At 71.3% G+C, this 18,433-nt stretch carries 20 protein-coding genes; 15 read left to right on the top strand and 5 right to left on the bottom strand.

The window, feature by feature from the left end:
• The first annotated feature begins 107 nt into the window (after window positions 1-107).
• Window positions 108-317, top strand: coding sequence for a hypothetical protein (locus RCO28_RS05195; RefSeq protein WP_308939764.1), 210 nt, complete (start codon window positions 108-110; stop codon window positions 315-317).
• Here RCO28_RS05195 and cofC read toward each other — a convergent pair.
• A complete protein-coding gene (cofC, locus tag RCO28_RS05190) occupies window positions 289-972 on the bottom strand; it encodes a 2-phospho-L-lactate guanylyltransferase (RefSeq protein WP_308939763.1) in 684 nt (227 codons plus the stop codon). The two genes, RCO28_RS05195 and cofC, sit on opposite strands and share 29 nt — an antisense overlap.
• A gap of 180 nt (window positions 973-1,152) precedes the next feature.
• On the opposite strand from cofC, the gene RCO28_RS05185 reads away from it, so the two are divergent.
• The 3 genes from RCO28_RS05185 (at window position 1,153) to RCO28_RS05175 (ending at window position 4,292) form a co-directional block, all read left to right on the top strand.
• A complete protein-coding gene (locus RCO28_RS05185) occupies window positions 1,153-2,010 on the top strand; it encodes a lysophospholipid acyltransferase family protein (protein WP_308939762.1) in 858 nt (285 codons plus the stop codon).
• Complete coding sequence (locus RCO28_RS05180; protein WP_308939761.1) at window positions 2,007-3,017, top strand: NAD(P)H-dependent glycerol-3-phosphate dehydrogenase; 1,011 nt, start codon at window positions 2,007-2,009, stop codon at window positions 3,015-3,017. The genes RCO28_RS05185 and RCO28_RS05180 overlap by 4 nt, the downstream gene beginning before the upstream one ends.
• Before the next feature lie 102 nt (window positions 3,018-3,119).
• A complete protein-coding gene (locus RCO28_RS05175) occupies window positions 3,120-4,292 on the top strand; it encodes a D-alanine--D-alanine ligase family protein (RefSeq protein ID WP_308939760.1) in 1,173 nt (390 codons plus the stop codon).
• Window positions 4,293-4,365: 73 nt separating this feature from the next.
• Here the strand turns inward: RCO28_RS05175 and RCO28_RS05170 are convergent, their stop codons facing one another.
• Complete coding sequence (locus RCO28_RS05170; RefSeq protein WP_308939759.1) at window positions 4,366-4,848, bottom strand: DUF3515 domain-containing protein; 483 nt, start codon at window positions 4,846-4,848, stop codon at window positions 4,366-4,368.
• A gap of 20 nt (window positions 4,849-4,868) precedes the next feature.
• A complete protein-coding gene (locus RCO28_RS05165) occupies window positions 4,869-5,102 on the bottom strand; it encodes an Lrp/AsnC ligand binding domain-containing protein (RefSeq protein WP_308939758.1) in 234 nt (77 codons plus the stop codon).
• A gap of 278 nt (window positions 5,103-5,380) precedes the next feature.
• Between RCO28_RS05165 and RCO28_RS05160 the strand changes: the two genes are divergently transcribed.
• Window positions 5,381-6,346 carry a thiamine-phosphate kinase gene (locus RCO28_RS05160; RefSeq protein WP_308939757.1) on the top strand — a complete coding sequence of 322 codons (966 nt, stop codon included), beginning with the start codon at window positions 5,381-5,383 and terminating at the stop codon, window positions 6,344-6,346.
• Complete coding sequence (gene thiD / locus RCO28_RS05155) at window positions 6,343-7,143, top strand: bifunctional hydroxymethylpyrimidine kinase/phosphomethylpyrimidine kinase (protein ID WP_308939756.1); 801 nt, start codon at window positions 6,343-6,345, stop codon at window positions 7,141-7,143. Before RCO28_RS05160 ends, thiD begins: the two co-directional genes overlap by 4 nt.
• Before the next feature lie 122 nt (window positions 7,144-7,265).
• Here thiD and rpmB read toward each other — a convergent pair whose 3' ends face one another.
• The gene (gene rpmB / locus RCO28_RS05150; RefSeq protein WP_308939755.1) at window positions 7,266-7,451 is read right to left on the bottom strand and encodes a 50S ribosomal protein L28; all 186 of its coding nucleotides are present in this window, start codon (window positions 7,449-7,451) and stop codon (window positions 7,266-7,268) included.
• Between the two features lie 235 nt (window positions 7,452-7,686).
• On the opposite strand from rpmB, the gene RCO28_RS05145 reads away from it, so the two are divergent.
• The 9 genes from RCO28_RS05145 to mutM all read left to right on the top strand — a co-directional run bounded on the left by RCO28_RS05145 (window position 7,687) and on the right by mutM (window position 17,422).
• The gene (locus tag RCO28_RS05145) at window positions 7,687-9,474 is read left to right on the top strand and encodes a DAK2 domain-containing protein (RefSeq protein WP_308939754.1); all 1,788 of its coding nucleotides are present in this window, start codon (window positions 7,687-7,689) and stop codon (window positions 9,472-9,474) included.
• 160 nt (window positions 9,475-9,634) lie between these two features.
• Complete coding sequence (recG, locus tag RCO28_RS05140) at window positions 9,635-11,767, top strand: ATP-dependent DNA helicase RecG (RefSeq protein WP_308940287.1); 2,133 nt, start codon at window positions 9,635-9,637, stop codon at window positions 11,765-11,767.
• A 269-nt stretch (window positions 11,768-12,036) separates the two neighbouring features.
• The gene (gene rsmD / locus RCO28_RS05135; RefSeq protein WP_308939753.1) at window positions 12,037-12,627 is read left to right on the top strand and encodes a 16S rRNA (guanine(966)-N(2))-methyltransferase RsmD; all 591 of its coding nucleotides are present in this window, start codon (window positions 12,037-12,039) and stop codon (window positions 12,625-12,627) included.
• A gap of 35 nt (window positions 12,628-12,662) precedes the next feature.
• Window positions 12,663-13,145, top strand: coding sequence for a pantetheine-phosphate adenylyltransferase (coaD, locus tag RCO28_RS05130; RefSeq protein WP_282538998.1), 483 nt, complete (start codon window positions 12,663-12,665; stop codon window positions 13,143-13,145).
• Between the two features lie 141 nt (window positions 13,146-13,286).
• Entirely contained in the window at window positions 13,287-14,606 is a 1,320-nt protein-coding gene (locus tag RCO28_RS05125; protein WP_308939752.1) for a cell division initiation protein, read from the top strand.
• A 171-nt stretch (window positions 14,607-14,777) separates the two neighbouring features.
• Window positions 14,778-15,425 carry a YceD family protein gene (locus RCO28_RS05120; RefSeq protein ID WP_308940286.1) on the top strand — a complete coding sequence of 216 codons (648 nt, stop codon included), beginning with the start codon at window positions 14,778-14,780 and terminating at the stop codon, window positions 15,423-15,425.
• A gap of 2 nt (window positions 15,426-15,427) precedes the next feature.
• Window positions 15,428-15,601: a 50S ribosomal protein L32 gene (gene rpmF, locus RCO28_RS05115; protein WP_026165248.1), complete on the top strand. Its 174-nt coding sequence runs from the start codon at window positions 15,428-15,430 to the stop codon at window positions 15,599-15,601.
• Window positions 15,602-15,608: 7 nt separating this feature from the next.
• Complete coding sequence (gene rnc / locus RCO28_RS05110; protein ID WP_308939751.1) at window positions 15,609-16,454, top strand: ribonuclease III; 846 nt, start codon at window positions 15,609-15,611, stop codon at window positions 16,452-16,454.
• Between the two features lie 104 nt (window positions 16,455-16,558).
• Complete coding sequence (mutM, locus tag RCO28_RS05105; protein ID WP_308939750.1) at window positions 16,559-17,422, top strand: bifunctional DNA-formamidopyrimidine glycosylase/DNA-(apurinic or apyrimidinic site) lyase; 864 nt, start codon at window positions 16,559-16,561, stop codon at window positions 17,420-17,422.
• On the opposite strand, the gene RCO28_RS05100 is transcribed toward mutM, so the two are convergent.
• Complete coding sequence (locus tag RCO28_RS05100) at window positions 17,419-18,330, bottom strand: CAP domain-containing protein (protein WP_308939749.1); 912 nt, start codon at window positions 18,328-18,330, stop codon at window positions 17,419-17,421. The genes mutM and RCO28_RS05100 overlap by 4 nt on opposite strands.
• Between the last annotated feature and the right edge of the window lie 103 nt (window positions 18,331-18,433).

Genomic DNA, 18,433 nt, shown 5'->3' with positions numbered 1-18,433 from the left:
GTGTGTCCGGAGCCGGTGCGCGAGGCGGGCGTCCGCGCCCGCCCGCGCGGTACGGCGGCACGGGGTACGCGGTACGGGCGGTGTGCGGCGCCCGATACGCTGCGGGCATGCAGGCCACCGCGTACACGTACGACCCCGAGACCCGCAGCGGCAGTGTGCTTCTGGACGACGGCACTCCGGTGCCCTTCGACGGCGCCGCGTTCGACGCCGGCGGGCTGCGGCTGCTGCGGCCCGGTCAGCGGGTGCGGATCGAGCTCGACGAGGCGGCGGGGGAGCAGGAGCGGCGGATCACTCTGGTGACGCTGCAGACCCTCTGAACAGCGCCCGGTCCGCGGCCGCCGCCGTGTGCGGGCCGACACCCAGGGACAGGGCCGCGGCCAGGTCCCCGGGGGTGTCCACGTCCTGGCGGACGCTCGCCACGTCGTGCAGGGGTATCTCCACGGCGCCCGAGGCCGTGTGCCGGGCCCGTGAGGCCTCGCCGAACTTCGGGGCGAGCGGGACTCCCGGCTTCGCGCACAGCAGTGTCGTTCCGAATTCTGCGGCGTCCGGGAGAAATGCGCGCGGAAATGCACGGGCGTAATCCAGAACTCGCGTCAATTCCGCCGGGCGAAGAGCGGGCAGGTCCGCGTTGAGCGCCGCCACCGCCGCCGAGGGGCGCAGCGCCCTGGCCGTGCGGGCGCCGTGGGACAGCGCGGCGTTGAGGCCGGCGCCCGGCTCGTCCCGCACGACGCGGGCGCCCAGGGACGCCAACTCGCGTGCCGCGCGGGCGTCGTCCGTGACGACCACCACATCCCGTACGGCACCTGAGGCGAGCGCCGCGGCCACCGTGTCCTGCGCGAAGGCGAGGGCGAGCGAGGGGCGCAGCCGGTCGTCCGCGGCGGCCGCAAGTCGGCTCTTCGCCCGCGCCAGGGGCTTCAGGGGGATGACCAGGCTCCACGCGAACGGCTCGGCACGGTCGGCTTGTGTGCGCATCGCCGCCCATTCTCGCCTGTCGGCGCGTACTGTGTGCGGCCCTGTGGACAGCCGGTGACCGGTCCTTGGGACAAGTCGTCCGAAGGGCTTGGCATACGGTGTTCTCGACAGACGAAGAACCTGGGGCGACACTTGTGCGGCGCACCAGCGCATGACAAGTGAGCAGAGGAAGGTGTCCGAGTGTCCCGCCGCAGAATCGGCTTCTGGTACCGCCTGGCGGCGGTCATCGCAAAACCGCCGCTGGTGGTTCTTCTCAAGCGGGACTGGCGTGGTGTGGAACACATTCCGGGCGACGGTGGATTTATCACCGCGGTGAACCACAATTCTCATGTCGACCCTTTCGCTTACGCGCACTTTCAGTACAACACCGGACGTGTGCCGCGTTTCCTAGCCAAGAACGGACTATTCAAGGGCGGATTTGTCGGTGCCGTGATGCGGGGTACCGGACAGATCCCCGTCTACCGCGAGAGCACCGACGCACTCAGTGCGTTCCGGGCCGCGATCGACGCCGTGGAACGCGGTGAATGCGTCGCGTTCTATCCCGAGGGAACGCTCACCCGCGACCCCGATCTGTGGCCCATGACCGCCAAGACCGGCGCCGCCCGTGTAGCCCTGCAGACCAAGTGCCCGGTGATTCCCGTCGCGCAGTGGGGCGCCAACGAACTCCTGCCGCCGTACGCGAAGAAGCCGCAGATCCTGCCGCGCAAGACGCACCACGTCCTCGCCGGTCCGCCGGTCGACCTGGCGCGCTTCTACGACAAGGAGATGACGCCCGAACTCCTCAAGGAGGCAACGGAAGTCATCATGGCCGCCATCACCGCACTCCTCGAGGAGCTCCGCGGCGAGAAGGCCCCCGCGACGCCCTTCGACCCGCGCCAGGCGCGCATCGCCCAGCGCCGCAAGGCCGAACAGCGGGGGACCGGCGGCGAACGGCTCCAGACCGGCGGCGAACAGCTCACGACCGGCGGCCCCGAACAGCACAGGACGGCCGACAAGGTCGGCGAACAGACCGGCACGGCCGGGGAGGACACCAAGTGACACCGCCTGTGAAGGCAGCCGTCTTCGGTACGGGTTCCTGGGGTACGGCCTTCGGCATGGTGCTCGCGGACGCGGGCTGCGACGTGACCCTGTGGGGCCGCCGTCCCGAACTCGCCGAGGCCGTCAACTCCACCCGCACCAACCCCGACTACCTCCCGGGCGTCGAACTCCCCGAGCGGGTAAGGGCGACCACCGACGCCGCGGAGGCCGCGGCGGGCGCCGACTTCACGGTGCTCGCCGTGCCCTCGCAGACGCTGCGCGGCAACCTCGCCGAGTGGACGCCGCTGCTCGCCCCCGACACCGTCCTCGTATCGCTGATGAAGGGCGTCGAACTCGGCTCCGCGATGCGGATGAGCGAGGTGATCGCGGACGTCACCAAGGTGCCCGCCGAGCGCATCGCCGTCGTCACCGGGCCCAACCTCGCCCGCGAGATCGCCGCCAGGCAGCCCGCCGCCGCGGTCGTCGCCTGCACCGACGAGTCCGTCGCGCAGCGGCTCCAGGCGGCCTGCCACACCCCGTACTTCCGGCCGTACACCAACACCGATGTAGTCGGCTGCGAACTCGGCGGCGCCGTCAAGAACGTGATCGGTCTCGCCGTCGGCATCGCGGACGGCATGGGCCTCGGCGACAACACCAAGGGCTCCCTGATCACCCGCGGCCTCGCCGAGACCACCCGGCTCGGACACGCCATGGGCGCCGACCCGCTGACCTTCTCCGGCCTCGCGGGCCTCGGCGACCTCGTCGCCACCTGCTCCTCGCCGCTCTCCCGGAACCACACCTTCGGTACCAACCTCGGCAAGGGCATGACCCTCGAGGAGACCATCGCGGTCACCAAGCAGACCGCCGAAGGCGTCAAGTCCTGTGAGTCCGTGCTCGATCTGGCCCGCCGGCACGGCGTCGACATGCCCATCACGGAGACCGTCGTCGGCATCGTGCACGACGGCACGCCGCCGCTGGTGGCGCTCAAGGAGCTGATGGGGCGCAGCGCGAAGGCCGAGCGCCGCTGAGGCGCGCGGCCGTCCGTACCCGCCCCGCCGCCCGCCCGTGCGCCGACTCGACGCCGCACGCGCGCTGACTCGGTCACTACCAGCAGGTACGCTCAACGCGATATGAGCAGCGAGACCTCCTCCCAGAGCCCGGTCCCCTCCCAGCCAGGAGGGGAATCCCGCAAGCCGCGCGTCGCGGTCGTCTTCGGCGGGCGCAGTTCCGAGCACGGCATCTCGGTCGTCACGGCCGGTGCCGTGCTGCGCGCCATCGACCGCGAGAAGTACGACGTGCTGCCCATCGGCATCACGCACGACGGCCGGTGGGTGCTGACCGCCGACGAGCCGGAGCGGATGGCGATCACCGACCGCACCGTTCCGGACGTGGCCCAGCTCGCCGAGTCCGCGGACGGCGCCGTGGTGCTGCCCCTCGACCCCGCCAACCGTGAAGTGGTCGTCACCGAGCCCGGATCGGTGCCCAAGGCACTCGGCGAGGTCGACGTCGTCTTCCCCGTCCTGCACGGCCCGTACGGCGAGGACGGCACCCTCCAGGGGCTCCTGGAGCTGTCCGGGACGCCGTACGTCGGCTCGGGCGTCCTCGCCTCCGCCGTGGGCCAGGACAAGGAGTACATGAAGCGGGTCTTCACCTCCTTCGGGCTGCCCGTCGGCCCGTACGTGGTGATCAAGCCGCGTGAGTGGGAGCTCGACCCGTCGGCCGCCCGCAAGAAGATCGTGGGCTTCGCCGGTGAGCACGGCTGGCCGCTCTTCGTGAAGCCCGCGCGGGCCGGCTCGTCCTTCGGTATCACCAAGGTCGACTCCCTGGAGGGCCTGGACGAGGCCGTCGAGGAGGCGCAGCGGCACGACCCGAAGATCATCGTGGAGGCGCTGCTCCGCGGCCGCGAGATCGAGTGCGGCGTCCTGGAGTTCGAGGACGGCCCGCGCGCCAGCGTGCCCGCCGAGATCCCGCCGGTCTCCGACCACGCCTTCTACGACTTCGAGGCCAAGTACATCGACTCGGCCTCCGGGATCGTGCCCGCCCCGCTCACCGAAGAGCAGACCGCCGAGGTGCAGCGCCTCGCCGTCGAGGCCTTCGAGGCGGCGTCCTGTGAAGGTCTGGTGCGCGCGGACTTCTTCCTCACCGAGGACGGCCGGTTCGTGATCAACGAGATCAACACCATGCCCGGCTTCACGCCGATCTCGATGTACCCGCGGATGTGGCAGGAGAGCGGCGTCAGCTACCCCGAGCTGGTGGACCGCCTCATCCAGGCCGCCCTGCGCCGCCCGACCGGACTGCGCTAGCCCCAGCCGTACGCACGAAGGGCCCGGCCGTCCCAACGGCCGGGCCCTGCTGCGTAGTTGGGGCTCTCGTGGCTCAGTTCGCGATGCCCTCCGGCACCGTCTTCCTGACCGGCCCCGCGAAGTCGGTGAGCGAGCCCGCGCCCTGCTTCGCGTGTTCCTGGTCGAACGTGACCTCGACGTACGCCTCGCGCAGCGTCGTCGTGAAGCGGTACGAACCGTCCTGCTGCTCCTCGGTCAGCCAGCCCACGCCGTTGACCTCGGCGCCGTACGCCTTCGGGTCCGCGAGCGCGGCGGGCCGGGGTACACCGCAGCGCAGTATGATCGCCGAGCCTCCCCATCCGGCAGTCAGTTCGGAACGCGGCTCCGGATCCTCGCGGTCGAGCCCGTCGATCCGGTCCGGCAGCTGTTCGTGCAGGTTCCGGCACAGCTGTGCCGTATCGGCGTCGGGGGAGGGAACCGGGACCGTTGCCCGGTCGTCCGTCGAAGAACAGCCCGCGGTCGCCCACAGCAGGCCGAGGGCGGACAGACAGATCAGCCGGCGGCGGAAAATGTTCACCGGCCAAGCGTAGACGGGGGCTACAAGTGCACGACCGGGCAGGTCAGGGTGCGGGTGATGCCGTCCACTTGCTGGACTCTCGCGACCACCATGCGACCGAGTTCATCGACCGTGTCCGCCTGGGCGCGCACGATGACATCGTAGGGACCGGTCACGTCCTCGGCCTGGATCACTCCGGGAATCTTGCCGATCAGCTCGGCGACCATGGTCGCCTTGCCTACCTCGGTCTGGATCAGGATGTACGCCTGTACCACGGAACCTCCAGGGCGGCCACGAGGATCATGTGGGGAACGGAAAAAGCGAGCGTTCAGCGCCCTCGTGAACGGGTGCTGACGGGAGACGGGGCGCCACGGTATCGCGTCACCGTGCGTCGCGGGGAGACCCGCGGAGCCTGTGGCGCGCGCTCCGGGGCGTACGGACCAGCCAAGTTGACGTACCTGTTGACGGTACCCGCGGCCGAGGGCCCCCGCGACCGCGCGCACACTGGGGCAGTCGGCACAGCAGACGGCACGACAGGAAGAGGCGAGACTCGATGAAGGGCACCGTGGGCGAGCTCGGGGAGTTCGGGCTCATCAGAGAGCTCACGTCCCGGCTCACCACCACTCCGGCGGTACGCCTCGGCCCCGGCGACGACGCCGCGGTCGTGGCCGCACCCGACCGCAGGGTCGTGGCCAGTACGGACATCCTCCTTGAGGGGCGGCACTTCCGCCGCGACTGGTCCACCGCGTACGACGTGGGCCGCAAGGCCGCCGCGCAGAACCTCGCGGACATCGCCGCCATGGGCGCCGTGCCGACGGCGCTGCTCCTCGGCCTCGTCGTACCGGCCGAGCTGCCGGTCACCTGGGCCAGCGAGCTGATGGACGGGCTGCGCGACGAATGCCAGGTCGCGGGCGCGGCCGTGGTCGGCGGCGATGTCGTGCGCGGGGACACGATCACCGTGTCGATCACCGCGCTCGGCGATCTGCGCAACCACGAGCCGGTCACGCGCGCGGGTGCGCAGCCCGGTGACGTCGTCGCGTACACCGGCTGGTTGGGCTGGTCCGCCGCCGGTCACGCGGTGCTCTCGCGCGGCTTCCGCTCGCCGCGCGCGTTCGTGGAGGCGCACCGCAGGCCCGAACCGCCGTACCACGCGGGCCCCGCGGCCGCCGGGCTCGGCGCGACCGCGATGGCCGACGTCAGCGACGGACTGATCGCCGACCTCGGGCACATCGCCGAGTCGAGCAAGGTCAGGATCGACGTCAAGTCCGCCTCGATCGACATCCCTTCGCAGATGAACGACATCGGCCAGGCCGTCGGCGTCGACCCGCTGCAGTGGGTGCTCACCGGCGGCGAGGACCACGCGATCGTCGCGACGTTCCCGCAGGACGTGCAGCTTCCGGCCCGCTGGAAGGTGATCGGCGAGGTCCTCAACCCCTCGGCGCTGCCTCAGGTGACGGTCGACGGCGCGCCCTGGACCAGCAAGAGCGGCTGGGACCACTTCGGGGAGATCGAATCATGACGGCTCGTACGGCACCCCCTCGCGTGCTCACCGTCGCCGGGTCCGACTCGGGCGGCGGCGCGGGCATCCAGGCCGACCTGAAGACCATGCTGGCCCTCGGCACGCACGGCATGAGCGTCCTGACGGCGGTCACCGCGCAGAACTCCCTTGGCGTGCAAGGCGCTTGGGAGCTGCCGGTGGAGGCGGTGCGCGCGCAGTACCGCAGCGTCGTCGACGACATCGGCGTGCAGGCCGTGAAGACCGGCATGCTGGCATCGGCCGAACTCGTGGAAACGGTCGCGGAGTTGCTCGCCGGCACGGACGCGCCCACCGTGATCGACCCGGTGGGCGTCTCCAAGCACGGCGACTCACTGCTCGCCGCCTCGGCGCTCGACTCCGTCCGTACGAAGCTGCTTCCCGTCGCCACGGTCGCGACGCCGAACCTGGACGAGGTCACGCAGATCACCGGCGTACGCGTGGAGTCCGAGGACGGGCTGCGGCGCGCGGCCGCCGCCCTGCTCGAGTTCGGGCCGCGGTGGGCGCTGATCAAGGGCGGGCACCTCGAGGGCGATGCGGTGGACCTGCTCACGGACGGTGCCGAGGAGTACTGGCTGCGCGCCCCGCGCCATGACAACCGCCACACCCACGGCACCGGCTGCACCCTGGCCAGCGCGATCGCGGCGGGCCTCGCGAAGGGGCTCACGGTGCCGGACGCGGTGCGCGCGGCGAAGGAGTACGTGACGGGCGCGATCGCCGCGGGCTTCGCGCTCGGCGGGGGGATCGGGCCGGTGGACCACGGGTGGCGGTTCCGCTCCTAGTGGCCTGTGGGCGGCGGCCTGTGCGCGGGCATGAACCCGTGCGCGGGCATGAAAAAGCCGGTCCACCCGAGGGTGGACCGGCTTTCTACAGCAACCAGCTAGGTGGCCGCGCTACACGTTCGTCAGCGCGAGACCTTGCCGGCCTTGATGCACGAGGTGCAGGCGTTGAGCCGCTTCGGCGTCCCACTGATCACGGCACGCACGCGCTGGATGTTCGGGTTCCAGCGACGGGGCGTACGGCGGTGCGAGTGGGAGATGTTGTTGCCGAAGCCCGGCCCCTTGCCGCAGACGTCGCAGTTGGCAGCCACGGGTCACTCCAAAGACTTCAGATGCACTTACGGTTGATCCCGGCATGCCGGGATCAAGTGATCTGGTTGGCGGTGCCAGGGGGAAGGTCGGCCTGACTCTCATCAGGCAACCGAAGCAGCATACAACGTCCGCTTCGGTACAACGAAACTACCATGACCGCCCGGGGGCCTGCCCCGGGCGGCCTCCCCACCGGGGACTACGCTGCGAGACGACCCCGGAACAAGGAGGCAGCCGGTGCCCCAGACCCCCGACGCCGAGGTGGTGCGCACCTGGTGCGGACTGGCGCTCCGCGAACTGGGGAAGGCCCGCGAGGAGATCGACGCGATCAACGTCTATCCCGTCGCCGACGGGGACACCGGCACCAATCTGTATCTGACCGTGGAATCGGCCGCACGCGCGGTAGAGGCGGTTTTCGCGGGCCACGAAGCGGCGGGTTCCGGCGCGGGACCCTCGCTGGCGGAGGCGGTACGCGCACTGGCGCACGGCGCGCTCATCGGTGCCTGCGGGAACTCCGGAACGATCCTGGCGCAGCTGCTGCGCGGTACGGCTCAGGTGCTTGCCGAGGCCGCTGCCGACGACGGCGAGCGTGGCGCGGATCACAGCGAACCCGGTCCTTCAGGCGCGGACGACGGTGCCGCGCTGCTTCGCCTCGCGCTGCGTCGGGCCGCCGAGTCCGGCTATCAGGCGGTGGCCCATCCCGTGGAGGGCACCGTCCTGACCGTCGCCACCGCCGCGGCCGAGGCGGCACAGCGGGCGGACGGCGGCTGCACCGCGGTCGCCACCGCCGCGTACGAGGGCGCGGCCACGGCGCTGGAGGCGACGCCGGAGCAGCTGGCCGTGCTCGGTCGGGCGGGCGTCGTCGACGCGGGCGGCCAGGGCCTCGTCGCGGTACTCGGCGCCCTCGTGCAGACCCTGTCGGGAAGGGCGCCCGCGCGGCGGCCCGTGCGCGGGGGAGGCGGAATCGGTCACCACGCGCGCGTGGAAGAGGCCGAACCGTTCGCCGCGGTGGCGGACGCGGTGCTCGATGGAGAGGTGAGCCGGCCGAGCTCTGCGGCGGACGCGGTCGACTGCGGGGCCGAGATCGGCGCCGACGAGGGCGGGCCCGCGTTCGAGGTGATCTACCTCCTGGAGGCCGACGACGCCGCCGTGTCCCGGCTCCGCACCCGCCTCGACGCCCTGGGCGACTCCCTGGTCGTGGTCGGCGGCGACGGGCTGTGGAACGTCCATGTGCACGTGGACGACGCGGGCGCCGCGGTCGAGGCGGGCGTCGAGGCGGGACGCCCGTACCGCATCCGGATCACGCACTTCGGGGCGCAGGACGCGCACAGCGGCGGGCACCCCAAGCAGCCGCGGGAGCGGACGCAGCGCGCGATCGTCGTCGTCGTGCCCGGCGAGGGCCTGGCCGAGCTGTGCGGCGAGTCCGGGGCGACGACCGTGCTCGCGCGGCCGGGGGAGCCCCCGGCGAGCGGCGAGCTGGTCGACGCGATCCGGCGGGCGCACGCGCGCGAGGTGGTGCTGCTGCCCAACGACCCGGAGCTGCGGTACACGGCGGCCGCGGCGGCCGAGCAGGCCCGTGCCGAGGGCGTACGCGTCGCGCTGATCCCGACGCGCTGCGCGGTGCAGGGCATCGCGGCGCTCGCCGTGCACGAGCCGGACCGGCGCTTCGACGAGGACGTGGTCGGCATGACGTCGGCGGCCGGCGCCACCCGGTACGCCGAACTGGCCGTCGCCGAGCGGCAGTCGTGGACCACGGCGGGCATCTGCCAGGCCGGGGACCTGCTCGGCCTGATCGACGAGGACGTCGCGGTGATCGGCGCCGACGTCAGGGCCACGGCGGCCGCGGTCCTCGACCGGATGCTGTCCGCGGGCGGCGAGATGGTCACGCTCGTCCTCGGCGACGACCTGCCCGATTCGGTCGGCGACGCCCTCGGCGAACACGTACGCGAGCACCACCTCGCCGTCGACACCGTCGTGTACCGAGGCGGGCGGCAGTCGCCGTTGATGCTGATCGGCGTCGAGTAGCGGCGCGGGAGCCGGGAGCGGTGGGCGCGGGAACGGCGGTTCGGCGCGGCCGGGTTATCCACAGGCTCGGCGCGTTGTCGGTGGTGTGGTGTGCAATGGATTCGTGCCCGCGCTCGAAGAATCCCTGAAGAAGACGCTCGGCCCCGCCACCGCGAAGGTGATGGCCGAGCACCTCGACCTGCACACGGTCGGCGACCTCCTCCACCACTACCCCCGGCGGTACGCGGAGCGAGGCGAGCTCACCACGCTCTCCGACCTGCCCCTGGACGAGCACGTCACGGTGGTCGCGCAGGTCGCGAGCGCCCGCGTCCTGAAGTTCAACGGCGGCCGCGGACAGCGCCTGGAAGTCACCATCACGGACGGCAGCGGCCAGCTCCAGCTGGTCTTCTTCGGCCGCGGCATCCACAAGCCGCACCAGGACCTGCTGCCCGGCACCCGCGCGATGTTCGCGGGCAAGGTGTCCGCGTTCAACCGCAAACTCCAGCTCGCCCACCCCGCGTACCAACTCCTGCGCGGCGGCAGCGGAGCCGAGGCGGAGGACGCCGTCGAGTCCTGGGCCGGAGCGCTCATCCCGATCTACCCGGCCACCGCGAAGCTGGAGTCCTGGAAGATCGCCAAGGCGGTGGACGCGGTGCTGCCCAGCGCGCAGGACGCCGTGGACCCGCTGCCGCCCTCGCTGCGCCAGGGCCGCCGCCTGGTCCCGCTCCCCGAGGCGCTCCTGAAGATCCACCGGCCGCACTCCAAGGAGGACGTCGCCGCCGCGAAGGACCGCCTCAAGTGGGACGAGGCCTTCGTCCTCCAAGTCGCCCTGGCCAGGCGCCGGTTCGCCGAGACCCAGCTGCCCGCCGCGCCCCGCCGCCCCACAGAGGACGGCCTGCTCGACGCCTTCGACGCCAAGCTGCCCTTCACGCTCACCGACGGCCAACAGCGGGTCTCCAAGGAGATCTTCGACGACCTCGCGACCGAACACCCGATGCATCGGCTGCTGCAGGGAGAGGTGGGCTCGGGCAAGACGATGGTGGCGCTGCGCGCCATGCTCGCCGTGGTCGACGCGGAAGGGCAGGCCGCGATGCTCGCGCCCACCGAGGTGCTCGCCCAGCAGCACCACCGCTCGATCACCGAGATGATGGGGGAGTTGGCCGAGTCAGGGATGCTGGGCGGCTCCGAGCACGCCACCAAGATCGTCCTCCTCACCGGCTCGATGGGCGCCGCCGCCCGCCGCCAGGCCCTGCTCGACCTCGCCACCGGAGAGGCCGGGATCGTCATCGGCACGCACGCCCTGATCGAGGACAAGGTGCAGTTCCACGACCTCGGCCTGGTCGTCGTGGACGAGCAGCACCGCTTCGGCGTCGAGCAGCGCGACGCCCTGCGCGGCAAGGGCAAACAGCCGCCGCACCTCCTGGTGATGACGGCGACCCCCATTCCGCGCACGGTCGCCATGACGGTCTTCGGTGACCTGGAGACCTCCGTACTCGACCAGCTCCCCGCCGGGCGCTCGCCGATCGCCACCCATGTCGTCCCCGCCGCCGACAAGCCGCACTTCCTGGCCCGCGCCTGGGAACGCGTCCGCGAAGAGGTCGAGAACGGCCACCAGGCGTACGTGGTCTGTCCCAGGATCGGGGACGACCTGGACGACAAGTCCGCCAAGAAGAAATCCGCCGAGGACGAGGCGGAGAAGCGCCCGCCCCTCGCCGTCGTCGAGGTCGCCGAGCAACTCACCGCCGGACCCCTGAAGGGCCTGCGCGTCGAGGTGCTGCACGGCCGCATGGCGCCCGAGGACAAGGACGCCGTGATGCGCGCCTTCGCCGCCGGCGAGGTGGACGTCCTGGTGGCGACGACGGTCATCGAGGTCGGGGTGAACGTCCCCAACGCCACCGCCATGGTGATCATGGACGCCGACCGCTTCGGCGTCTCCCAACTGCACCAGCTGCGCGGCCGCGTCGGACGAGGCTCCGCCCCGGGCCTCTGCCTGCTCGTCTCCGAGATGCCCGAGGCCAGCCCCGCGCGCGCCAGACTCGGCGCCGTCGCGGCCACGCTCGACGGCTTCGAGCTCTCCCGCATCGACCTCGAACAGCGCCGCGAGGGCGACGTGTTGGGGCAGGCGCAGTCCGGAGTGCGCTCCTCGCTGCGGGTCCTCGCGGTCATCGACGACGAGGAGATCATCGCCGAGGCCCGAGAGGAGGCGGTCCGGATCGTCTCCGCCGACCCGGAGCTCACCGGTCTGCCCGCCCTGCGCACGGCCCTGGACGCCCTCCTCGACAAGGACCGGGAGGAGTACCTGGACAAGGGCTGACGGCCGGAGGAGTACCTGGACTAGGGCTGACGACCTGCCGGACGGCGCAGCGAACGCCGTGACGGCCGCAGCGCCACCCCGTGACGGCCGCAGCGCCACCCCGTGACGGCCGCAGTGCCACCGCCGGGAGGCCGCTGTGCCACCGCCGTGACGGCCGCTGCGCCACCGCCGTGACGGCCGCTGCGCCACCGCCCCGCGCCCCCACATATCGTTGAGTGACCTCGGCTCGTCGAGGCCGCTCGAGCCCCCCTCACCCCCGAAGGACGCAGATGACCCGCGTGATCGCCGGCCGCGCCGGCGGACGCCGCCTGGCCGTACCACCGGGGAACGGCACACGGCCCACCTCCGACCGCGCGCGTGAGGGCCTGTTCTCCACCTGGCAGTCGCTCCTCGGCGGCCCGCTCGAGGGCGAACGCGTCCTCGACCTGTACGCGGGCTCGGGCGCCGTCGGCCTCGAAGCGCTGTCCCGGGGCGCGGGCCACGCGCTCCTGGTCGAGACGGACGCCCGGGCGGTCCGCACGATCCGGGAGAACGTCAAGGCGCTCGCCCTGCCCGGCGCCGAGGTCCGGTCCGGCAAGGCGGCGGCGATCATCGCGGGCGCGGCCCCCCAGGACCCGTACGACCTGGTGTTTCTCGATCCGCCGTACGCCGTGAGCGACGACGATCTTCGGGAGATTCTGCTCACACTCCGCGCTCAGGGCTGGCTCGCTGAGCAAGCGCTCGTCACCGTGGAGCGCAGCACAAGAGGCGGTGAATTCGGCTGGCCGGACGGCTTCGAGGGACTCAGGTCCCGGCGTTACGGCGAGGGCACGTTTTGGTACGGTCGCGCCGCCTCGACCAGCGAGGAACCCACCTCATGAACGCATCGTCAGGACCCGAGAGCGAGGGACTTCAGTTGCGCCGCGCCGTCTGTCCGGGGTCATTCGACCCCATCACCAACGGACACCTCGACATCATCGCCCGCGCCTCCAAGCTCTATGACGTGGTCCACGTCGCGGTGATGATCAACCAGTCCAAGAAGGGCCTGTTCGAGATCGACGAGCGGATCGAGCTGATCCGTCAGGTCACCGCCGAGTTCGGCAACGTCGAGGTGGAGGCCTTCCACGGCCTGCTCGTCGACTTCTGCAAGCAGCGCGACATCCCCGCCATCGTCAAGGGCCTGCGCGCCGTCAGCGACTTCGACTACGAGCTGCAGATGGCCCAGATGAACAACGGCCTCTCCGGTGTCGAGACCCTGTTCGTCCCCACCAACCCCACGTACAGCTTCCTGTCCTCCTCGCTCGTCAAGGAGGTGGCGGCCTGGGGCGGTGACGTCTCGCACCTCGTGCCGCCGCTGGTGCACACGGCGCTGACCGAGCGCCTGGCCCAGGACGGCTGAGCCCCCGGCCAGGGAGAACGGACCCCGCGGAGCTGACGTTCCGTCACCCGGTGTCGGCGCAGCGGCCGCTGCCCTTACAGTCGCCTTGTCCGTCTCCCATCGGGCAGAGACTTCTAGCAGGCAGAGAGTGGCGAGCACACGGTGGACGTGCAGAAGAAGCTGGACGAGATCGTCGAAGCGGTCGAGGGTGCCAGGTCCATGCCGATGTCGGCCTCGTGCGTGGTCAACCGGGCCGAGCTGCTCGCGCGGCTCGGAGAGGTCCGCGAAGCCCTGCCCGGCTCCCTCGCCCAGGCGCAGCAGGTCATCGGCAGCGGCGAGCAGCTGGTCGAGCAGGCCCGCCAGGAGGCCGACCGCATCCTCGAGTCGGCCCACGCGGAACGCGGCTCGCTGATCTCCGACACCGCGGTCGCCCGCCAGTCCCAGGACGAGGCCGACCGCATCCTCGCCAAGGCCCGCGCGGAGGCCGAGGAGATCCGCCAGGAGGCCGACGAGTACGTCGACTCCAAGCTCGCCAACTTCGAGGTCGTCCTCACCAAGACCCTCGGCTCGGTCGGCCGCGGCCGCGAGAAGCTCCTCGGCACCGGCCAGGGCCTGGACGCCCAGGGGTACGAGGACCCGGACTTCACCGAGGCCCCCGAGCGCAGCCAGGACCCGGAGACCCTGCGCCAGCGCGCGGACGCGTACGTGGACGTGAAGCTCGGCGCCTTTGAGGCCGTGCTGTCCAAGACGCTGGACGCGGTCGGCCGCGGCCGCCAGAAGCTCCAGGGCCGCGTCGCCTCCGACGACCTCGGCCAGCTCGGCGCCTTCGACGAGCACGGCCACCAGCACCTCGCCAGCGACGCGGACTACCTCGCGGACCTGGCCGAGCCACAGCAACAGCAGTCACAGCAGTCACAGCAGTCACAGCAACAGCAGTCACAGCAGGCACAGCCGCACGTACAGCAGGCGCAGCAACAGCACCCCGAGCACGCGCCTCAGCACCAGCACCAGCAACAGCACCAGCAACAGCAACAGCACCTGCCGCCCCAGCAGGACCACAGCCACCAGCAGTACCAGCCGGCCCAGCCCCAGACCCCGCCCCCTCCGCCGCCCATGGCCCCGGCCCCGATCCCCGCCCAGCAGCAGTACGCCCCGCAGGGCCAGGACCCGTACGGCTACCAGCAGCAGGACCCGTACGCGTACCAGCAGATGCCGCCGGACTACGCGCAGCAGGATCCGTACGCGTACCAGCAGCAGGACCCGTACGCCTATCAGCAGCAGAGCCAGGACTACGGACCGCAGGGGTTCGGGCCCGGGCCGGACGGCATGCAGATGCAGGGGTTCTACGACGGCGGCGGGCAGCAGCCCGACCCGGCGCAGCAGCAGGCGCCGGCGCTCGACGAGACCAGTCTGTTCGACACGAGCATGATCAGCGTCGATCAGCTGCGGGAGTACGAGCAGGGGCGCGGGCAGGGGCAGTGAACGGCTCTGGCCAGCTGTAAGAGGGCGGATTGGGCCGACGGCGAAAGGTCCAGTATCCTGGCTCTTCGGTCGCGCGTGCGCTCTGTCGTTTCTTGACGCCCGCGGCCAGGCTCTCCGCTCACAGCGGGGTCAGCCTCCCCAAGACTTCAATGATCGAAAGCAGGAAGAGCCCTGAACGCCCGCCTCGACCACCGCAACCCCCTCGTGTTCGACACGCACGAGCTGGGGAGGCGTCCCGGCGCGCTCCAGCGGCTGACCCGCACGATCGACGCCCCCTCCGGAGACGCGATCTTCGGCATCAAGGGAGTCATCGGAGTGCCTGGCGGCGCTCCGGTCGACCTCGAGCTGCGGCTCGAGTCCGTCATGGAAGGGGTGCTTGTCACAGGCACCGCCCGTGCACGGGTCGAGGGGGAGTGCGTAAGGTGTCTGGAGCCGCTGGAGCGAGAGCTCGAAGCGGACTTCCAGGAAATGTTCACGTACCCCGACGCCGATGACCGTGGCCGCAGCAAGCAGGCGGAACCGGCCGACGACGCCGAGGACGAGGACGTGACCCCCCTCGAGGACGGACTCTTCGACCTCGAGCCCGTGCTGCGCGATGCGGTGGTGCTCGCACTGCCGATGCAGCCGGTGTGCCAGGACGACTGCCCGGGTCTCTGCGCCGAATGCGGTGCGCGGCTCGCGGACGACCCGGACCACCACCACGACGCCGTCGACATCCGTTGGGCGGCATTGCAGGGACTCGCTGATTCGCTCCAGGACGGCGAGAAGGACGAGATGAGCGGCGCCGAAGCTGGCGTCGACGAGAAGCAGGAGAAGTAGCCGTGGCTGTTCCGAAGCGGAAGATGTCGCGCAGCAACACGCGCCACCGCCGGTCGCAGTGGAAGGCTGCGGTCCCCACCCTGGTTTCGTGTGAGCGTTGCCAGGAGCCGAAGCAGCAGCACATCGCGTGCCCGAGCTGCGGCACCTACAACAAGCGCCAGGTCCTCGAGGTCTGAGCGGCTGGTGAGAGGCACCGTGTCTAGCCACAAAACGGCGGATGACGCCAAAGCGGCAAACGCCAAGAAGCAGGCGGAGAACACGGCCTCGTCCCACACGCTTCTGGAAGGGCGGCTCGGGTACAAGCTCGAGTCCGCCCTTCTGGTGCGTGCGCTGACCCACCGTTCCTACGCGTACGAGAACGGCGGCCTGCCGACGAACGAGCGGCTCGAGTTCCTCGGGGACTCCGTGCTCGGACTCGTCGTCACGGACACGCTGTACCGAACCCACCCCGACCTGCCCGAAGGCCAACTGGCCAAGTTGCGGGCCGCGGTGGTCAATTCGCGTGCGCTGGCGGAGGTGGGCCGCGGGCTCGACCTCGGCGCCTTCATCCGGCTCGGCCGAGGTGAAGAAGGCACGGGCGGCCGGGACAAGGCATCCATCCTCGCCGACACCCTCGAAGCGGTGATCGGCGCCGTCTATCTCGACCAGGGTCTGGACGCGGCTTCCGAGCTCGTCCACCGGCTCTTCGACCCACTGATCGAGAAGTCCTCCAACCTCGGTGCCGGCCTGGACTGGAAGACCAGTCTCCAGGAGCTCACCGCGACCGAAGGCCTCGGCGTGCCCGAGTACCTGGTCTCGGAGACCGGCCCCGACCACGAGAAGACCTTCACCGCTGCCGCCCGCGTCGGAGGCGTCTCGTACGGCACCGGCACCGGTCGCAGCAAGAAGGAAGCGGAGCAGCAGGCCGCCGAGTCCGCGTGGCGTGCGATTCGCGCCGCCGCGGACGAGCGCGCCAAGGCCGAAGCCGAAGGGCCCGAAGGGGTCACAGAGGCGGACGCCGACAGCGCCCCCGAATCGGCCAAGGCCTGACGCCTGGCGCCGAGCCGCCTTCCGCAGGCTGTACGACGGCCCGTCCCGTATCCCACGGGGCGGGCCGTCGGCCGTGCATTCACCCACGTACCGGGGGAGGACCCGTGCCCGAACTGCCCGAGGTCGAAGTCGTCCGCCGCGGACTGGAGCGCTGGGTCTCCGGACGCGTCGTGACCGAGGTCGAGGTGCTGCACCCACGCGCCGTACGCCGTCACCTCGCCGGTGGGCCCGACTTCGCCGCCCGGCTCAAGGGGCACCGGATCGGCGTCACCCGGCGGCGCGGAAAGTACCTGTGGCTGCCGCTCGCCGATTCGCCCAACGCGATCCTGGCGCACCTCGGCATGAGCGGCCAGCTCCTCGTCCAGCCGGAGGAGGCTCCCGACGAGAAGCATCTGCGCATCCGCGTCCGCTTCGACGATGACCAGGGCACCGAGCTGCGCTTCGTCGACCAGCGGACCTTCGGCGGGCTCTCGCTGCACGGCACCACCGCCGACGGGCTGCCCGACGTCATCGCGCACATCGCCCGCGACCCGCTCGACCCCGCCTTCGACGACGAGGCCTTCCACCAGGGCCTGCGCCGCAGCCGTACGACCATCAAGCGGGCGCTGCTCAACCAGTCGCTGATCAGCGGAGTCGGCAACATCTACGCGGACGAGGCGCTCTGGCGCGCCAAGCTGCACTACGAACGCCCCACCGCCACCTTCACGCGCCCCCGCACCACCGAACTCCTCGGCCACATCCGCGACGTCATGAACGCCGCGCTCGCCGTGGGCGGCACCAGCTTCGACAGCCTGTACGTGAATGTGAACGGCGAGTCCGGCTACTTCGAGCGGGCGCTCGACGCGTACGGGCGCGAGGACGAGCCGTGCCGGCGCTGCGGCACCCCGATGCGACGGCGGCCGTGGATGAACCGGTCGAGCTACTTCTGCCCGCGCTGCCAACGGCCGCCGCGGGCCACTCCGAGCTAGAAGCCGAAGTCCTGCGTCCACCAGGGGCCGCCGGACGCGAAGTGGGCGCCGACGCCGAGGGTCTTGTAGTCGCAGTTGAGGATGTTGGCGCGGTGGCCCGGGCTGGCCATCCAGGAGTCCATGACGGACTGGGCGTTGGCCTGGCCGCGGGCGATGTTCTCGCCGCCGAGGTTGGTGACCCCGGCCTTCTCGGCCCGGTCCCAGGGGGTGGAGCCGTCGGGGTCGGTGTGGTCGAAGAAGCCGCGCTCGGCCATGTCCTCGCTGAAGTCGGCGGCCAGGTCGGCGAGGGCGGCGTCGGCCTTCACCGGGCTGCAACCGGCCTGCGCCCGCTCCTGGTTGACGAGCGAGAGCACCTCGGCCTCGGCGGCCTCGCCCCTGTCCGGGGACTGCGGCGCCGACGGCTTGGCGGGCGCGGCCGACTCGGGCTTCGCCGGGGCCTCGGTCTTCGGCTCTGCGGTCTTCTTCTCGCCGGCGCGGGCGCCGGCGCCGGTGTCCGCGGTGGACTTCTCGGGCGACGGGGTCTTGGACGGCTTCGCGGAGGGGGTGGGGGAGGACGAGGTCTTCGACGGCTCGGGGCGCTCGGAGCCACGGCTCGCGGGGCTCTCCGAACGGTCCGGGGAGGCGGAGGTCTCGCCCTGCGTCTCCAGGTCGGTCGGGCTGCTCGCGGACTGCACGCGGCTGGACTCCTGGCCGTCGCCGCCCGTGAAGGTGTCGCCGGGTATCAGGCCGGAGGCGACGGCGACGGCGCCCATCGCCACGGCAGCGGAGACGCCGAGCAGACCGGTGCGCACCGGCACCGAGCCCCGCTTCGAGCGGCGGTGCGAGTGGGCGTTGCCCGTGCGTACGGTGTCCGCCGGGTCCTGCTCGTCGCTCGCGCCCGCGGCGCCCACGCGTCGGTGGCGTCCCATCTTGGTGGCCTTCCTGATCCCTGAGGTTCCTGTGCATCACCCGTACGAGTGAGGCTCGGCTGTCGCGACTGTACGTGAAGAGAATGTGGGGGCGAAGTGCCTT

It is taken from the genome of Streptomyces sp. LHD-70 (assembly GCF_031157275.1).
Lineage (GTDB): Bacteria > Actinomycetota > Actinomycetes > Streptomycetales > Streptomycetaceae > Streptomyces.
The sequence above is the reverse complement of the archived record's forward strand: the minus strand, read 5'-3'. Positions and strand labels throughout refer to the sequence as shown.

Excerpts from the sequence above, each read along its gene's own strand:
- thiD (WP_308939756.1), top strand. The coding sequence starts at position 6,343 with ATGACGGCTCGTACGGCACCCCCTCGCGTGCTCACCGTCGCCGGGTCC.
- RCO28_RS05160 (WP_308939757.1), top strand. The coding sequence starts at position 5,381 with ATGAAGGGCACCGTGGGCGAGCTCGGGGAGTTCGGGCTCATCAGAGAG.
- cofC (WP_308939763.1), bottom strand. The coding sequence starts at position 972 with ATGCGCACACAAGCCGACCGTGCCGAGCCGTTCGCGTGGAGCCTGGTC.
- RCO28_RS05195 (WP_308939764.1), top strand. The coding sequence starts at position 108 with ATGCAGGCCACCGCGTACACGTACGACCCCGAGACCCGCAGCGGCAGT.
- rsmD (WP_308939753.1), top strand. The coding sequence starts at position 12,037 with ATGACCCGCGTGATCGCCGGCCGCGCCGGCGGACGCCGCCTGGCCGTA.
- recG (WP_308940287.1), top strand. The coding sequence starts at position 9,635 with ATGGCCGAGCACCTCGACCTGCACACGGTCGGCGACCTCCTCCACCAC.
- RCO28_RS05100 (WP_308939749.1), bottom strand. The coding sequence starts at position 18,330 with ATGGGACGCCACCGACGCGTGGGCGCCGCGGGCGCGAGCGACGAGCAG.
- RCO28_RS05175 (WP_308939760.1), top strand. The coding sequence starts at position 3,120 with ATGAGCAGCGAGACCTCCTCCCAGAGCCCGGTCCCCTCCCAGCCAGGA.